This window comes from uncultured Clostridium sp., from assembly GCF_934754915.1.
In the GTDB taxonomy this organism is placed as follows: Bacteria; Bacillota; Clostridia; order Clostridiales; family Clostridiaceae; genus Clostridium.
Genome location: NZ_CAKVKB010000082.1, coordinates 1 through 16705, shown reverse-complemented (window position 1 = coordinate 16705; position 16705 = coordinate 1). Strand labels below are relative to the sequence as shown.

The window sequence follows — 16705 nt, the reverse complement described above, 5'->3', positions numbered from 1 at the left end:
CTATACATTATGAATTTACTATATCTCATATTATATAACATTAAATTTTATTATTCTATTTTAATATTGAAATTCATATTCTTTTCTTCTAAACTATTTTTATATCAAGCTATATACGTTCTCACAATAAGACTATATAACTAATAAAATTTATACCTATTACACATTTTGAAAGGGTACATAAAATATCAATCATATGTATGAAATTAATAATTTAAATGATGAACTTCCTATTAAAATCTATAACCACATATATAATACTACTTTTAAAATTCTTCAGATAAAAGCCAAATACAAAATATCATAGAATATATTGATATGAATTACAACAAAGAAATATCTTTGAATAAACTAGCATCTCAATTTGGCTTTTCTTATGTCTATTTATCTCGAATGTTCAAGGAAAAAACAGGAATGAACATAACTCAATATTTAAACAGTATTAGAATTAATCATGCATATATAGATATACTAAACACTACTGATTCAATATTAAGCATAAGTTATCGCCATGGTTTTAAAAATATAAATTCATTTTATAGAGAATTTAAAAAACAGTATAATAATTCTCCATTAGAAATACGAAGGTTAAATAATGATATTAAATAGTTAAATTCATACAAGAATTTAACTATTTTTTATTTTACAATTTAAATATAAGTAGGCGGTAATCTATGAAAAAAAATTGGTGGAAAGAAGCTGTTATTTATCAAATATACCCTAGAAGTTTTTATGATAGTAATGGTGATGGTATTGGTGATATAAAGGGAATAATTTACAAGCTGGATTATTTAAAAAAATTAGGTGTTGATATACTATGGATTTCACCTTTATATAAATCCCCTAATGAAGATAATGGATATGACATAAGTGATTATTACAATATTCATAAAGACTTTGGTACATTGGAAGATTTTGATGAATTATTAAAAGAAGCACATAAAAGAAATATTAAAATTATTATGGATTTGGTAGTAAATCATACAAGCAGTGAACATGAGTGGTTTATTGAAAGCAGGAAATCAAAACATAACAAATATCGTGACTATTATATATGGCGTGAAGGAAAAAATGGAGCAGAACCAACAAACTGGGAATCAATTTTTTCTGGTTCTGCATGGGCATATGATGCTGAAACAGATATGTATTATCTCCATCTTTATTCAAAGAAACAGCCAGATTTAAACTGGGAAAATGAGAATCTTCGCAAAGATATTTACAAAATGATGAACTGGTGGCTTGATAGAGGCATTGATGGCTTTAGAATGGACGTTATAAATAAAATTTCCAAAGTATATCCACTTCAAGATGTAGAAACTTCATCACGTTACGGAAGACCATCATGTTATACAAGCAATGGCCCAAGAATTCACGAATTTTTAAAAGAAATGGTTTCTAATACAATATCAAAATATGATGCAATGACTGTAGGTGAAATAACCTCCTGTTCATTAGATGATGCTAGAAAATATAGTGGAGATGATGAAAATGAATTAAACATGATTTTTCAATTTGAACATATGAATTTAGATTATGGAAAATATGGAAAATGGTCAAAAATCACCTTTTGATTTATGCAAATTAAAACAATCATTTACAAAATGGCAGCTTTGTCTTCAAGATAAAGGCTGGAATGCTTTGTTCTGGTGCAATCATGATCAGCCAAGAATAATAACAAGATATTTTAATGATGACTTACATCAACAGGATATTGGAAAACTTTTAGCAACAACATTACATATGCTAAAAGGAACACCATATATTTATCAAGGTGAAGAATTAGGAATGTCAAATATTCATTTTAACAGCATTGATGAATGTGATGATATTGAAGTAAAAAATGCATATGAAAAATATGTTTTAGCCGAAAAAGCAATGTCCATTCAGGAATTCTTAGATGGAGTTAACGCTCACAGCAGAGATAATGCCAGAACTCCTATGCAGTGGAATTCCGAAAAAATGCTGGATTTACAAATGGAAAACCATGGCTTAAAGTGAATCCAAATTACACTAAAATCAATGCTGAAAATCAAATAAATTCTCCACATTCAATGTTTAATTGCTATAGGAATCTGATACAGCTTAGACATAATTTTAATATAATTGTTTATGGAGATTATTCACTTCTATTAGAAGATGATAAAAAAATATATATGTATGAAAGAAAACTTGATAATGAAGTCTTATTATTTGCTGGTAACTTTTCTGATTCTTCATTATCCATAAACATAGATACAAAATATATTGATTCAAAAATATTAATAGAAAATGGTGGAAATCTTATTAATTCAACTATAACTTTAAATCCATACGGATGCATAGTACTATATAAAAAATCTATATAATCAAATATTTTTTCGAAAAATTAACAAATGCAAAAAAGAACTGCTACATAAAAAATTACAATACCAATATATTACAATTAACAATAAAGGATGAAATCTTATTATTAGAACATCCATGCACAGTATTTTACACTCTAATGCTTATGTGGCAGTTTTTTTATAAAAATACTATTTAGTTTTTTCTTAAAGCATTCTTAAATTTTTTCAAGTCCTCTGTTGAGCCAAGCGCTACTATTATATCATTTGGTTTTATAATTTCATCAGCACCTGGCGAAACGTTTATATTGGTCCCATCTTTTATTGCCACTACATTTATCCCATATTTTTTACGCAAATCAAGTTCTTTTAATGATTTTTCATTCCATGACTTTAATGATTCTATCTCTAGTATACTGTATTCAGATGATAATTGAATATAATCTAATACATTAGAAGAAACCAAGTTATAAGCCACTCTTTTTCCCATATCCTTTTCCGGAAGTATTACCTTATCAGCACCTATTTTATAAAGAACTTTTGCATGAAGATCACTCTGTCCTTTTGCAATTACGTAATTTACTCCCATTTCTTTCATTAAAAGAGTTGTCATAACACTTGCTTGAATATCAGACCCTATGCTGACAACACCCACATCAAAATTGCTTAGTCCTAATTTTTTCAAATCATTTTCATCTGTTACATCCATTTGTACTGCATGTGTTACACAATCAGCGATATCATTAACTTTATCTTCATCTTTATCTATAACAAGAACATCTTGTCCTAAATCATAGATTGTCTTTGCAATAACTTCTCCAAATCTTCCAAGCCCTATTACAACAAATTGCTTTTTTGACATGTAAATTCCCCCCATTATCCAACAAGTATTTTACCTTCAGGATATTTAATACTTGTCTTTTTATTTTTATTCATAACTGCTAATATAACTGTTATAGTACCAACTCTTCCACAATACATTGTAAACATTAAAACAATTTTACTTATTAGTCCTATTTGTTGGGTGATACCAGTAGTCAATCCTACTGTTCCAAAAGCTGATGCTGCTTCATAGAGAATATCTATGTACTTCTGATTAGGTTCAGTGATGCTTATTATCATTGTTACTATTATAACCAATCCTATTCCAAGAGCAAACAAAGTAAATGCTTTATAAACAGTTTCCTTTGAAAATCTTCTTTCAAATGCTTCTGTATCACTTCTTCCTTTTAAAACTGATATTACTGTAAATACAAGAATTCCAAAAGTTGTTGTTTTAAAACCACCAGCTGTAGATCCAGGCGAACCTCCTATAAACATCAAAATTATTGTAACAAGTTTTCCTCCCATAGTCATATCTCCTGTAGATATGCTATTGAAACCAGCTGTTCTAGGCGTTATTGATGCAAACATTGCATTAAGTATCTTTCTTCCGAAATCAAATTTTCCTAATGTAGCATTGTTTTTGTATTCTAAAAAAAATATTAATGCTGCACCTCCAAATATTAAACATGCAGTAATAGATAAAACTATTTTTGAATGTACAGAAAATCTTTTTGCCTTTTTATAATTGCATATTTCCATCAAAACAGAAAAACCAATCCCGCCTATTATAATTAAAAAGCTTATAACAATAAGTACAAAATAATTTTCAGAAAAACCTGTAAGACTAGAAAAGTTTCCAAAAAGATCAAAGCCAGCATTACAAAAAGCCGATATGGAATGAAATATACTAAAAAACACACCTTTGTTAAATCCAAATTTCGGTATAAATACAATACTCAAAAGAAATGCGGCTGTAATTTGTATTCCAAATGTCAGTTTCAAAACATATTTAAGCATTCTTACAAGCCCTTGAATTTCAAACGCATTCATAGATTCCTGCATAATAAGCCTATCTCTCAAAGTTATTTTTTTTCCTAAAAGCATAAAAATAACTGTTGCAAATGTCATAAATCCTAATCCGCCTATTTCTATAAGAGTCATAATCACGCATTGTCCAAATACACTCCAATAAGTTCCTGTATCTAATGTAACAAGGCCAGTTACACATACAGCTGAAGTGGCTGTGAACATTGAATCAATAAGATTTGTATATTTGCCGCTATTAGATGATATAGGCAAGCTAAGCAGAAGTCCACCAAATAAAATTACTATAGCAAATCCTAAGGCCAGTATCCTAACTTCACTAAATCTCTTTTTTCTTGTAAAATTTTTCCCCATTATTACACCTCAAAAAATGAAACTAATAAAAAAATCTGCTTTGCAGACTGTGTATTTCCGCCCCTTTCCAAAGTTATCCACAAATCATCCGAATATATAATTTCCTAAAGAAAAATAAAATGCAGTCCGAAGACTGCATTTTATATGTAATCTTAAGATAATGCTTTCTTAGCAGTTTCAACTAATTCAGCAAATGCTTTTGGATCATTTATAGCTATTTCTGATAACATCTTTCTGTTAATTTCGATTCCAGCTAATTTAATTCCGTTCATGAATTTTGAATAAGACATATCGTTCATTCTAGCAGCAGCGTTAATTCTTGCAATCCATAAGCTTCTGTAGTCTCTCTTCTTATTCTTTCTTCCAACGTAAGCATTTCTTAATGCTCTTATTACTGATTCATTAGCAGTTTTAAATAACTTGCTCTTTCCACCATAATATCCTTTTGCAAGTTTTAAAACTTTTTTATGATTTTTACGAGAATTCTTTGCTCTCTTTACTCTTGCCATTACTTAAACCTCCTGTACCAAATACTCTATCTTATAGGTATGGTAATAATTTCTTCATTACTTTTTCTTGTGCTTCACTAACATATCCAGCTTTTCTAAGATTTCTCTTAGTCTTTGAGCTCTTCTTAGTTAAGATATGGCTCTTAAAAGCTTTAGCTCTCTTAAGCTTTCCTGTTCCTGTCTTTTTAAATCTTTTTGCTGCACCTCTATGACTCTTCATTTTTGGCATGATAAAAATCCTCCTCTCAAGTTATGCCTTTTTAGGCCCTAAAACCAATGTCATGCTTCTACCTTCTCTTTTAGGTTTTTTCTCTATAATAGAAACATCTTCTAATTTAGTTGTAAATTTATCAAGAATTCTTTCAGCAATGTGACCTAATTCCATTTCTCTACCTCTAAATCTAACAGTGATTTTAACTTTATCTCCATCTAATAGGAACTTTCTTGCATTTTTTGCTTTAATATCAATGTCATGTTCCTCAATAGTTAGACTTACTCTAATTTCTTTTATGCTAATTACTTTTTGCTTCTTTTTAGCTTCTTTTTCTTTCTTTGATTGCTCATATACAAACTTACCATAGTCCATAATCTTACAAACTGGTGGTTTTGCATTTGGAGAAATCATAACTAAATCTAAGTCTCTTTCATCAGCAAGTCTTCTTGCTTCGTTTGATGATACAACTCCAAGCTGTTCACCATCATTACCAATCAATCTGACTTCTTTTTCTCTTATTTCTTCATTAATTGAAAAATCTTTACTAATATTTTTCACCTCCGAAAAATTCTATACATAATATAAAAAGACGGCCTCACTTAGCCGTCTCATATTATCAATACAACTGTATAGACATCCATAAACCTAACTAGTAATCACATGACACCGCAAGGTGAGAAACGGCTGTTTCTTCTTAACATGGTTTAGTATATCATCAACTCAAAAACATGTCAACATTTTTACTCAATATTTTTTCTGGAACATATTCTTCACATTCATCATAAAATTGAATTTTATCTGCAAAGACATTTTTTATTGTTTCTAAAAATTCTTTATTATTGCAATTTTTTGTTCCATATATGGCTATATTTTTAGGTGAACTTGTTATAAGACCACTTATTAATATATCCTCCATATTTACATCAAAACTGTTCTCATCACCTGTAAGTTCCTTCAAAAAATCTTTATAAAGATCTTTTCCATATTCATCTTTCACAATATAATGATTTCCACATTCTATAAAAATTATTATTTTTTCAATTTTGCATTCCTGAATATCAACAAAATATTTAAGAAGACGCACAAACTCTTCATATTCTTTTTCAACCATGTGTTTTTCTACAACTTTATCTATTATCTTTTCAATATCTTCTCGTAACATACGCATTCTAAAGGTTATAAACCCATCTACGTTAATCTCTTGTTTCTCACAAATGCATTCATTTATCTTTTCAATAATGCAGTTTATTCTGTTTAAACAGTAAATAGAATCTTCATCGTCACAAGATTCTTCATAATTTAACATTTTCAATATCTTATTTTCAATTTCCAGTATTTCACTTTGCTTTAAAAAGAAATAATTATCAGTTATAAATTCAAACATTTCTCTTTTTCTATAGTAGTCAATTACAATTTTATATAAAATATTACTAACATATAAGTTAATAATATCTTCTAATTTTTTGCTATATGAATCTCTATCACATATTATTTTTATTATATGTGTCTTATTTTCAATACTTTCAACCAAACCTATCTTTATATCCTTTTTCCTCAGTGATTCTCTTAGCTCTTGTAAGTCATGCGGAAATGTCAGCTCTTCATTGTAAGCTAATTTTAAAACAAGCATGGATTTCACTCCCTTCTTTATATTAGTATGTATTAAAAAACAAGAGATATACTACTATACAAGTTCTATTTTTCTAAAATGTTTTTTATTTTCATTAAGCAATTAAAGTTTTACAACTAAAAATCATTTTAAATTAACTATTCAAAAGTTTACTTTTTAAATAAAAATATTTATAATCTTTTTAACAATTATTTTCTTAAACACAACCATTTAATATTATGTTTTTAATTGTATATTGATTATTACTTGCATCATGTCTCATTTTAACAATAAGGAGTTGATTATTAATGTATGCTTTTACTGATTATAGAATTACAGATGAAGAAATAAATAATTTAACCAATTTAGGTCTGGAAGTAATCAAAGTACCTAAATGCACTAAAGTATATGAAGCGATTGATGGACATCCTGATATTCAGATTAACTTATTAAAAAATAATACCTCTGATAAATTAATAATACAAAAAGATATTTCTGAAGATTTTAGAAATATTTTAGAAAAAAAACACATACAATATATTGTTGCTGAAAAATCTCTAGATTCTTCATATCCTTCAGATATTATTCTAAATGCATTAATATTAAAAGATTATTTCATTCATACTCTATCATATACTGATGAAAATCTTTTCAATTCGCAGAAATCAAAAATAAATATAAATGTACCTCAAGGATATACAAAATGCTCCGTTCTTCCTATAAATGACAAAGCACTTATAACCAGTGATAAAGGAATATATAAAATATTAAAAGATTATGATTTTGATATTCTTCTTCTTCCTCCTGGCGATATACTACTGCCATCTCTTGATTATGGTTTTATAGGTGGTGCTGGTGGTGTAGTTTCTCAAAACAAAGTTGGATTTTTTGGTGAACTGGATGAATACAAATATGGCAATGAAATCAAAACTTTTCTTACTAAACACAACATGACCCCTGTATACTTAAAAAAGGGCAAACTTATAGATAGAGGAAGTCTTTTTGTTCTTTAATGTTTTCACTATATAATATGATTTTCTATTTTTTATGTTACTTTAAAAAATCAGTCTGTACTTTTATTTTTAAATATATGATAATTTTAATATTTATTGTGTATATTTTTAGAATTACTGAATATGATATAATATCAAAGCAATTAAATTAAAAATGGCACTATAGCCAAGTGGTAAGGCAGAGGTCTGCAAAACCTTTATTCCCGTGTTCGAATCACGGTGGTGCCTCCAATGCAAATAAGACTGTTGCGCTAAAAATAGTGCAACAGTCTTATTTACAATTCTTCTCTATCTTATTCCAATTCTAATTTATCAAGATTAATTTTTATTCCCAATTTCATTAAAACATCTAACCCCAGTAATCCATTAATAATACCTTCTTCATCAATAATTCCAAAATCTAAAGATATATTATTCAGATTTCTATCACCAATCTCTATACAATCAATATTCTTTCTATATGCATAATGCTCTCCACCTATACCATACATAGTAATAAACTTATCACTTGCTTCTGCTTTAATACCAATTTCATGAACAGTATCAGGGTCAATTATAGTATGTGATGCTCCAGTATCAACTACAATATCTTTTATACATATTTTCTTTCCATTATACTCAATTTTTATATCTACAAATAATAATCCATGTTCATATCTCAACTTCATCTTGAAATACCCCTTAGTATCGGCATTTGTACTATTTCCATTTCTAAATTTTCTTTTGATGTATGAAATACAAAATTTTTGCCTTTGCATCTTACTAATACATCACCAGCCTCTTCATCTTTTAATGGCTTTACAACAGCAACATCATCTATATATTTTTTATTATTTTCAATATGCTCTTGAAGACTTGTTAGCAAAACAAATTGATTGGGATATATATTTCGAACATCATTCCATTTCATAACATTGCTCCTTTCTCAACTTAATTATTTTAATTCTATCCTACATTCCACATAGGTATACAACAGTTTTCCTAATTTTAATTTTTTAATAAATATTAATTATATCTTTATTAAAATTATATCATAGACTATTAAGTTATTTTGCACAAAATTCTTCACGAACTAATTATAATTAAAAAATACCCAAAGCTTAATATTAATTCGGCTTTAGGTATAATATATGTTTTTATGTTATTTTTCTAATTCAGCATAAGCAAGAAGAGCCATACACTGATCAAATGAATAAATTCCGCTTCCATCAGGATTTCCAAACGCACCATAAAATTCACTTTCTGAATCATTAATTCTCATTTTTTCCATATTTAATACTGCATTATTAATAAGTTCAGAATCTCCTACTTGCTTTCCTATTAAAGCTGCCAGTGCATAAGCTGCAGTAGATTCATATTCATATCCTTCTGATACCTTTCCTTCTACAGTATATCTTCCATATAATGTCCCATTGTTTACTTTTTCCTTAAGCCAATTTATAGTTTCAGGTTTTACTTCTCCTATCTCTGATAAATGCAGAATTGTAACAAGTGCTTCTGATGTATTTAAATCGTCTCTTTCATATTGCCCAGACTCATAATTGTACCAGCTATAATATAATGGAAATTCATCACTTATGTACCCATTTTTAATTTTTTCCAAAGTATTGTTATAAACTTTTTTAAATCTCCAGTTTTCTGCCCATAATTCACCCAGTGCATTAAAATCTCCATAACATAAAGTTAATCTTTGAGATTTCTGATTATTAGCAAAATCATAACAGTCTACAAGATTACCATTTTCAACATTATATTTATATATTGACTTGCTATAATCCTTTAATTCCTTTTCTTTCACCCCAAACTTATCTTTACCATTATAAAGTGCATCATAAACCCTCAAATCATCTATTGCTGCATTAACCCTGCTTGCTTCACCATTTTCAACTTTCCAAGAAATAAGATTGTCATTTTTCATATATTTATTTATGTAATTTAATACAGAGTCAAATAAATCTGGTTCATCTTTTATACCTGCATATTCAATCATAATTCCTTGTGATTCACTCAAAACATTTTCTTCACTATTTGAATCCTTTTTTAAGGTTATATTTATTCCGCCTTCATAATTAATCATATTTTCACGTATAAAATTCTCTGTAATCTCTGCAGCACTATTTCTTGTTTTATCAATAACGCTTTTAAAGGAATTTTCATCTTGAATCATTCCTTCCTTAAGACTCACAAGCCTCCCATCCTTATCAACAGAAAAAGTCGCTGGAACACTTTTTAAACCTAATTTACCATGTATCTTCATTCCTTTATCAAAAACCACTTGAACATCTATATTTTTCTCTTTTAAATACTTTAAAGCATCTTCTTGTATACGAATATTATTTTCATCACTTCTATGTACTAAAATATATTCTATATCTTCATATCCTTCTGACAACATTTTAAAATTTTCACTATTTAAAATCTGAAATTTTGAATCATCAAAAGCACTATCCCAATATGTGAATATAACATTTTTATTTTTGAAATCATTTAAGCCTGTTTCTTTTCCATCTTCTGAAATAAACGCCATATCCGAAACATCATCATATAAACTATATATTTTATTATAGTCTTCATTCTTTTTACTATATTCAGAATTTTCTTTTGTTTGTTTAATCAACTTTTTCTGTTGATTTTCTATGCTCCCAGTTATGCAATAATATATAGCCACCATTAATAACACAATTGTTAAAACTATAACACATGTTTTCTTATTTTTCATTTCTATACTCCTTATATACATTTAAATCCATATCACTATTTTAACATTAAATACTTTTATTAATAAATATTTTATTATATTACTCAACTGTCCATATTTTTGACTATTTTCTCTAATAATAATATAATTATTTTTTAGAATATTATAGCATTATATTCCATTTAATTTTAGTAAGGAGAAATAAACATGAAAACTGACTCATTCATAACCGAAACTTTACTTCAAAATTCCCGTGATGATTTATATATGAAAATGTTAGGAATTGAATTTATAGAAATCTCAAAAGGATATGCAAAATCAAAAATGAAAGTTACTCCACAAATATGCAATCCTTACAATTCTGTTCATGGAGGATGTTTATTTTCTATAGCTGACATTACAGCTGGATATGCTGCATGTACCTATGGGCATTATGTTTCTACTATTTCAGGAAATATGAATTATATACGCCCTGCAATGAATACTCAATACATATATTGTATAGGACAAGAAGTCAGACAAGGAAAACAGGTATCTGCATACAATGTTGAATTATCTGATGATTATGGAAACATACTTGAAACTGGCTCTTTCACTTTCTTCACTTTAAGCCAAGAAGTTTAAAATATAATTAGAATAGGCCGATATATTATTATTAATACATCGACCTATTCTAATTATTTAAACAAATATTGTTACCCTATTGTTTTTGCTATTGCTTGAGTAACTCTTTCATTTTCAAAAGGTTTTACAATAAAATCTTTTGCTCCACCTCTTAATGCTGAAATAACCATCTGTTCTTGTCCCATTGCAGAACACATTATTACTTTTGCATTAGAATCACTAGCCATAATTTCATTTAAAGCTTCTATTCCATCCATTTCCGGCATTGTAATATCCATTAGTGTTACGTCTGGCTTAAGCTGATTATACTTTTCTACTGCCATCTTTCCATTTTCAGCTTCTCCAACAACTTCATAACCATTATCTGTCAAAAGTCCCTTGAGCATAGCTCTCATAAACATTGTGTCATCACAAATTAAAACTTTTTTACTCATATTCTCCTCCTATTTTACATAGGCAAAGTTCAGCAAAGTATTAAAATATTATTTTATACTTGATTGTTTGTGCAACTGGCTGCCATTCATTTTGAAAGGCCCTATAGCTTTGCGTCACAGTTTTTCAACTGCTTTGCCCAATATGATTTTTATTTATACTTAAGCACTATTTTAAGTACATGCTTATATTTTATCATATTATTGTATTTTTTCAACATCTTTACAATAATATCTTCTGTTTAATAAATTTTCACACATAATTAATTTACGCTACAAATATGTAACAGAAGTCAATTCAAGTAAAAATTTAATTTCTAAATATATGAACTTTATTGCTAATCTCATTTTTTATATTTAAAGTAATTATAATTATCAGAAGTATAATGCATATCCATGAAAATAAATCTCCTATATATGAGTATATTGTTTTAACACCCCTAACTGGTACATTAGAAATTAATACTTTATCATCTGTAGTAAAGTAATCCATAGATGATATAGTATTTCCAAGATAATCTGAACTCAAAGACAATCCTTTTTGTACTTGCCTTACAACACTACATCCATTTTCAATTCCTCTAAATGTTGCCATTTCGCTATGAATGGGATCAATTGCTTCCCAATCTGATGATGGCACAAGAAGTATATCCACTTTATTTTGTCCTGCCTGCCTTACATATTGAGGGAAATCACCATCAAAGCATATAATGCTGCTTATCCTTCCATAAGGTGTATCAGTATATTTTATTATTCCATCACCATGAATATCCAAATCTCCCGGTACAATTTTATATTTAGTATATTCATACAGTATATTTCCATCTGGACCTATCATTATAGCCATATTCTTATCATTTTTTTCATTTAAATCGATAGAAGTCACCGTCATAAGAAGATATATATCACATTCATGTGCTATGATCTTTCCTTTATTAATAAATTCTTCTTCACCTTCCTTAAAAACAATCCCATTACTTTCATGCCATTGTACTATTTTAGCACCATTTTCAGCTTCCCTTCTTGTAATTTTAAATAATTCCTCATGAATATCTCTAAATCTCAAATTTAAGTTTTCAATAGCAGTATTCCTATCTTGTTCCTCATCCATTATTTTGTGAATATCTTTCCACAATTGAAAATGCGGCACACTTATAGATGCTATTTTTACATTATCCTCCTTATGGGATCCTAACCAAATAGTCCTGATGCCACCAATAAAATATATAAAACATATAACACTCACAAATATTATTCCGGCCTTTTTTACTACACAATATTTAAATCTATTTTCAATTAGATAAGTTATAAAAGAACATGTCCAATATACAACAAAGCTTATTCCATATATTCCTGTTATACTTGCTATCTGTTTTAAATCCAGATTATTATATTGAGAATATGCAATAGACCCCCATGTTCCAAACGGACTCACTTGTGAAAATGCATATTCAATTGAAACCCCTGAAATAGGAAATATAAGCGTATTCAATATTCCTTCAAATTTTCTATTCAATAATGCATCAATAATAAATGGAATAAATAATATAGTAGTAATGCCCGCCATTATTATACAATTAATTATTCCTTCAAACCCTGTAACCCCATTAAATGAGTATAAACTTGAAATAAAAAATGCTAAATAGGCTATAAATAGTGCCTTTTTAGAATATTCCTTTCTACAATAAAGCATCAAACATACTGGACCAATATATGATGCTAAAATTATTATATGCCGTCCATTATAAAAACACATAAATATCATGCCTATTATTAAAAATTTATATTTATCAAAATATCTCATTATGCTGAAATTTTCCCCCTATATTTCTTATGAATATTAACATTTAATTATTTCGGACTTTTTATGTTCTTCTTTATTTAATTATAAAAAAGTCCTGAACTTATGAATACAAATCATATGTTCAGAACTTTTTATAGTTATACCTATAAACAAACTATATCTTAAAGTGCTTTTCTATATATCCTCTTTATATCCTCCAAACTAAATTCCTTAGGGTGAATCTTCATGCTCACTGCAGAAACCTTTAAGCAATTTTCAGCCATCCAGTCAATATCTTCTTCTTTAATTCCCTGTTTTCCTAAAGTTGTTTCTAAATCTATGTCTTTCAATAATTTCCTTACAACTTTTACACAATCCTTTTCATCTGTTCCTCCCAGCAATTTTGATATTACTGCAAATTTTTCAGGATCTGCATCTATAGATTCTTCATAAATTACTGGAGTTAAAGCTGCAAGTCCTTTTCCATGTACTATATTTCTTAATCCACTTGCTGGATGCTCCATTCCATGAGGAGCTGTGACACCTGCTGTATTTATTACCATTCCCCCAAGAGTACTTGCCCATGTTATCTTTTCAAATGCATCCATATTAGTACTATCTTCATATGCTTTTACAAGATTCTGTCCTATAAGTTCAATTCCTTGAAGAGCCATCATTGTTGTAAGAGGCTGTGCATTTTTAGAAATATATGCTTCCATGTTATGGCATAAAGCATCAAATCCAACACTAGCTAAAATATGCTTTGGCATTGTTGTCATTAATTCTGGATCTATTATTGATGCTTTAGCTACTATAGCATTACATCTTAATGATTTCTTATCGTTGTTATCGGGATTAGTCAAAACGGCAAAACCATTTCCCTCACTTCCTGTTCCACATGTAGTTGGAACCAATATTATTGGAAGAGCTTTATCACTTGATTTTTTCCCAAAGATATAATCTGATACATCGCCATCATTTACTGCAATAAACGCAATTGACTTTGCAGCATCCATTATGCTTCCTCCACCAAGACCTATAACAACTTCACATTTTTCCTTCTTAGCAAGTTCAGCTCCTTCATATGCTGTTGTTGTCAATGGGTTTTGTTCAACCTTATCAAAAATTACAGATTCAATTCCAGCATCATTCAATAAATTTACTGTTTTATCAAGAAGACCACTCTTTTTAGTACTGTTTCTTCCTGTAACAATAATTGCTTTCTTTCCATACTTTAATGTTTCATTTCCTATTTCAACAATTCTTCCTCTTCCAAATATAAGATTTACGGGCAAATTATAATTAAACTTCATCACTCACAACTCCTTTAATACTTTTAAAATTTTATATTTCATTCTCATAAAAGAAAATTTAAATGCAAAATGGCGCCTAGACTTTAATCTAGAACGCCATTGTTCGTTTTTCATTTCTTTACTTTAAATCCAATATATCACATGTGCGTTATATTGTCAAATATTTTCTGTGCAATTTAAATTTTTTTGTATTCGCAGCCTAAAACAGTAGTGTTTAGCCGCATCTTTCTAATATCAATACCAAAAAATAATTATATAAATTCCGTTATGACGTCCAAAAAGTATTCTTATTATTTCAAAATTATATAAAATATTTCCTCAATTTATTATCAATATTTCTTAAATAAATGAGTAAAGCTGTCATAACTTTTATCCCTATACAATATAAATATTCATTTTCCCATACTGTATAATTATAAATTTCTGTTACGACAGCTTTCTTATTTTACTTTTTTTAAAGTGCTTCTTTAATTGATTCTTCAAATATTTTAAGACCTGCTTCTAGCTGTTCATCAGTCATCACAAGTGGAGCTAAAAATCTAATTACTTGTCCATATGTTCCTGAATTTTCAAGCATAAGACCCTTATGAACTGCATTTTGTATTATCTTTCCTACAATTTCACCATTAGGAGTTTTAGATTTTTTATCAGTTACAAATTCAATTCCGACCATACCTCCAAGTCCTCTTACATCTCCTACAACATCATATTTTTCCATCCATTTTTTATATTCTGCCATGACCTTTTCTCCTATCTCCAATGAGCGTTCTGCCAAATGATCCCTTTCCATAATTTCAATTGTCTTAAGTGCAGAGGCACATGCTAATGGATTACCACAATAAGTACCACCTATAGTACCTGGAAGTACTGATTCCATTATTTCTTCTCTTGCTACTATTGCACTGAGTGGTAAACCTGCTGCTATTGATTTTGCAGTTGCTAAAATATCAGGCATAACTCCTGCTTCTTTCCAGTATTCACTTGCAAACATTCTTCCACTTCTGCAGAAACCACATTGTACTTCATCTGCAATAAGCATTATTCCATTTTCATCACATATTTTACGTACTGCTTTAACCCATTCTATTGGTGCTGGAATAAATCCACCTTCTCCTTGAATTGGTTCGACTACTATTGCAGCTATATATTCTGCTGGTGAACATTCTTCAAATACTTTATATATAGAATTTATATAATATTCTATTGCATCTTCTTCTGTCATTCCTTTTGGCTTTCTATAAAGATATGGAAATTCTGCTCTGTAAACTCCTTCTGGAAATGGTCCAAGACCCTTTGCATATGCTTTTTTTGATGTCATTGACATAGTGAGATTTGTTCTTCCATGAAATGCTCCAGAGAAGCATATTATGTTTGGTCTCTTAGTAAATGCCTTTGCTACTTTTACTGCGTTTTCATCTGCTTCAGCACCACTATTTGCAAAATAAGTCTTCTTTTTATCTCCTTTTACTGGCACTATGGAATTTAGCTTTTCTGCAAGTTTGACGTATCCTTCATGTGTTACTATATTGAACATTCCATGAAAATACTTTTCACTTTGCTTTTTAACCTCTTCAATAATTTCAGGATGACTGAATCCTACATTAAGTACACCAACTCCTCCAATCCAGTCTAAAAATCTATTTCCATCAACATCTTCTATGATTGCACCTTCAGCGTGATCGATAACAACTGGATAAACACATTTTATTGCACTTGGAACTGCTTCTTCACGTCTTTTTATTATTTTTTCAGCCTTTGGTCCTGGTAAAGTCTTAGTAATAATTCTTGGTAATTCTTCTTTTAACATCATAAATATCTCCTCCATGTTTTATCATCTATAAAATACTTTCTAAGAAAATTAAATACAGTTTCACTAAATATTCTTAATTCTATAAAAAAATCTGCTTCGCAGACTGTGTGTTTCTGCCCCCTTCAAAAGTTATCCACAGATTGTTCGAAAATATAAT

Annotated in this window: 16 protein-coding genes, 1 tRNA gene, 1 pseudogene, 1 riboswitch and 1 other annotated feature; of the genes and pseudogenes, 5 read left to right on the top strand and 13 right to left on the bottom strand. The window is 28.8% G+C overall.

Annotated elements, in window-relative coordinates; genetic code table 11:
* The first annotated feature begins 318 nt into the window (after positions 1–318).
* Complete coding sequence (locus tag Q0F58_RS12475; RefSeq protein WP_294377040.1) at positions 319–609, top strand: AraC family transcriptional regulator; 291 nt, start codon at positions 319–321, stop codon at positions 607–609.
* Between the two features lie 65 nt (positions 610–674).
* Positions 675–2345, top strand: a pseudogene (locus Q0F58_RS12470) (alpha-glucosidase).
* Positions 2346–2517: 172 nt separating this feature from the next.
* Here Q0F58_RS12470 and Q0F58_RS12465 read toward each other — a convergent pair.
* The 6 genes from Q0F58_RS12465 to ytxC all read right to left on the bottom strand — a co-directional run bounded on the left by Q0F58_RS12465 (position 2518) and on the right by ytxC (position 6897).
* The gene (locus Q0F58_RS12465) at positions 2518–3183 is read right to left on the bottom strand and encodes a TrkA family potassium uptake protein (protein WP_294377038.1); all 666 of its coding nucleotides are present in this window, start codon (positions 3181–3183) and stop codon (positions 2518–2520) included.
* 14 nt (positions 3184–3197) lie between these two features.
* Entirely contained in the window at positions 3198–4544 is a 1347-nt protein-coding gene (locus Q0F58_RS12460) for a TrkH family potassium uptake protein (RefSeq protein ID WP_294377034.1), read from the bottom strand.
* A 152-nt stretch (positions 4545–4696) separates the two neighbouring features.
* Positions 4697–5053, bottom strand: a complete 357-nt coding sequence (gene rplT / locus Q0F58_RS12455) for a 50S ribosomal protein L20 (RefSeq protein ID WP_294377031.1) — start codon at positions 5051–5053, stop codon at positions 4697–4699.
* Between the two features lie 31 nt (positions 5054–5084).
* The gene (gene rpmI, locus Q0F58_RS12450; RefSeq protein ID WP_294377029.1) at positions 5085–5282 is read right to left on the bottom strand and encodes a 50S ribosomal protein L35; all 198 of its coding nucleotides are present in this window, start codon (positions 5280–5282) and stop codon (positions 5085–5087) included.
* 21 nt (positions 5283–5303) lie between these two features.
* Positions 5304–5825: a translation initiation factor IF-3 gene (gene infC, locus Q0F58_RS12445; protein WP_294377028.1), complete on the bottom strand. Its 522-nt coding sequence runs from the start codon at positions 5823–5825 to the stop codon at positions 5304–5306.
* A gap of 17 nt (positions 5826–5842) precedes the next feature.
* Positions 5843–5969, bottom strand: a sequence feature (ribosomal protein L20 leader region).
* A gap of 13 nt (positions 5970–5982) precedes the next feature.
* Positions 5983–6897: a putative sporulation protein YtxC gene (gene ytxC, locus Q0F58_RS12440; protein WP_294377026.1), complete on the bottom strand. Its 915-nt coding sequence runs from the start codon at positions 6895–6897 to the stop codon at positions 5983–5985.
* 287 nt (positions 6898–7184) lie between these two features.
* Here ytxC and Q0F58_RS12435 point away from each other — a divergent pair, with 287 nt between their 5' ends.
* Complete coding sequence (locus Q0F58_RS12435) at positions 7185–7889, top strand: DUF6873 family GME fold protein (RefSeq protein ID WP_294377024.1); 705 nt, start codon at positions 7185–7187, stop codon at positions 7887–7889.
* 156 nt (positions 7890–8045) lie between these two features.
* Positions 8046–8120: transfer RNA gene (locus tag Q0F58_RS12430), tRNA-Cys, on the top strand.
* A 62-nt stretch (positions 8121–8182) separates the two neighbouring features.
* Here the strand turns inward: Q0F58_RS12430 and Q0F58_RS12425 are convergent.
* From Q0F58_RS12425 to Q0F58_RS12415, 3 genes are all read right to left on the bottom strand, one after another.
* Positions 8183–8557 carry a TIGR02281 family clan AA aspartic protease gene (locus Q0F58_RS12425; RefSeq protein WP_294377023.1) on the bottom strand — a complete coding sequence of 125 codons (375 nt, stop codon included), beginning with the start codon at positions 8555–8557 and terminating at the stop codon, positions 8183–8185.
* On the bottom strand, positions 8554–8799 hold the full coding sequence (locus tag Q0F58_RS12420) for a hypothetical protein (protein ID WP_294377020.1): 246 nt from the start codon (positions 8797–8799) through the stop codon (positions 8554–8556). Before Q0F58_RS12420 ends, Q0F58_RS12425 begins: the two co-directional genes overlap by 4 nt.
* Positions 8800–9030: 231 nt before the next feature.
* Positions 9031–10608 carry a glycosyl hydrolase family 8 gene (locus Q0F58_RS12415; protein WP_294377017.1) on the bottom strand — a complete coding sequence of 526 codons (1578 nt, stop codon included), beginning with the start codon at positions 10606–10608 and terminating at the stop codon, positions 9031–9033.
* 186 nt (positions 10609–10794) lie between these two features.
* Here Q0F58_RS12415 and Q0F58_RS12410 point away from each other — a divergent pair, with 186 nt between their 5' ends.
* Positions 10795–11211 carry a PaaI family thioesterase gene (locus Q0F58_RS12410; protein WP_294377015.1) on the top strand — a complete coding sequence of 139 codons (417 nt, stop codon included), beginning with the start codon at positions 10795–10797 and terminating at the stop codon, positions 11209–11211.
* Positions 11212–11282: 71 nt separating this feature from the next.
* On the opposite strand, the gene Q0F58_RS12405 is transcribed toward Q0F58_RS12410, so the two are convergent.
* From Q0F58_RS12405 to Q0F58_RS12390, 4 genes are all read right to left on the bottom strand, one after another.
* Positions 11283–11645 (bottom strand): response regulator, encoded by a 363-nt coding sequence (locus tag Q0F58_RS12405; RefSeq protein WP_294377012.1) that lies wholly within the window; start codon positions 11643–11645, stop codon positions 11283–11285.
* A gap of 67 nt (positions 11646–11712) precedes the next feature.
* Positions 11713–11793: riboswitch (cyclic di-GMP riboswitch) on the bottom strand.
* Between the two features lie 159 nt (positions 11794–11952).
* Entirely contained in the window at positions 11953–13446 is a 1494-nt protein-coding gene (locus Q0F58_RS12400) for a nitrilase-related carbon-nitrogen hydrolase (protein WP_294377010.1), read from the bottom strand.
* Between the two features lie 161 nt (positions 13447–13607).
* Positions 13608–14738, bottom strand: coding sequence for an iron-containing alcohol dehydrogenase (locus Q0F58_RS12395; RefSeq protein ID WP_294377007.1), 1131 nt, complete (start codon positions 14736–14738; stop codon positions 13608–13610).
* A 454-nt stretch (positions 14739–15192) separates the two neighbouring features.
* Positions 15193–16545: an aspartate aminotransferase family protein gene (locus Q0F58_RS12390; protein WP_294377042.1), complete on the bottom strand. Its 1353-nt coding sequence runs from the start codon at positions 16543–16545 to the stop codon at positions 15193–15195.
* Between the last annotated feature and the right edge of the window lie 160 nt (positions 16546–16705).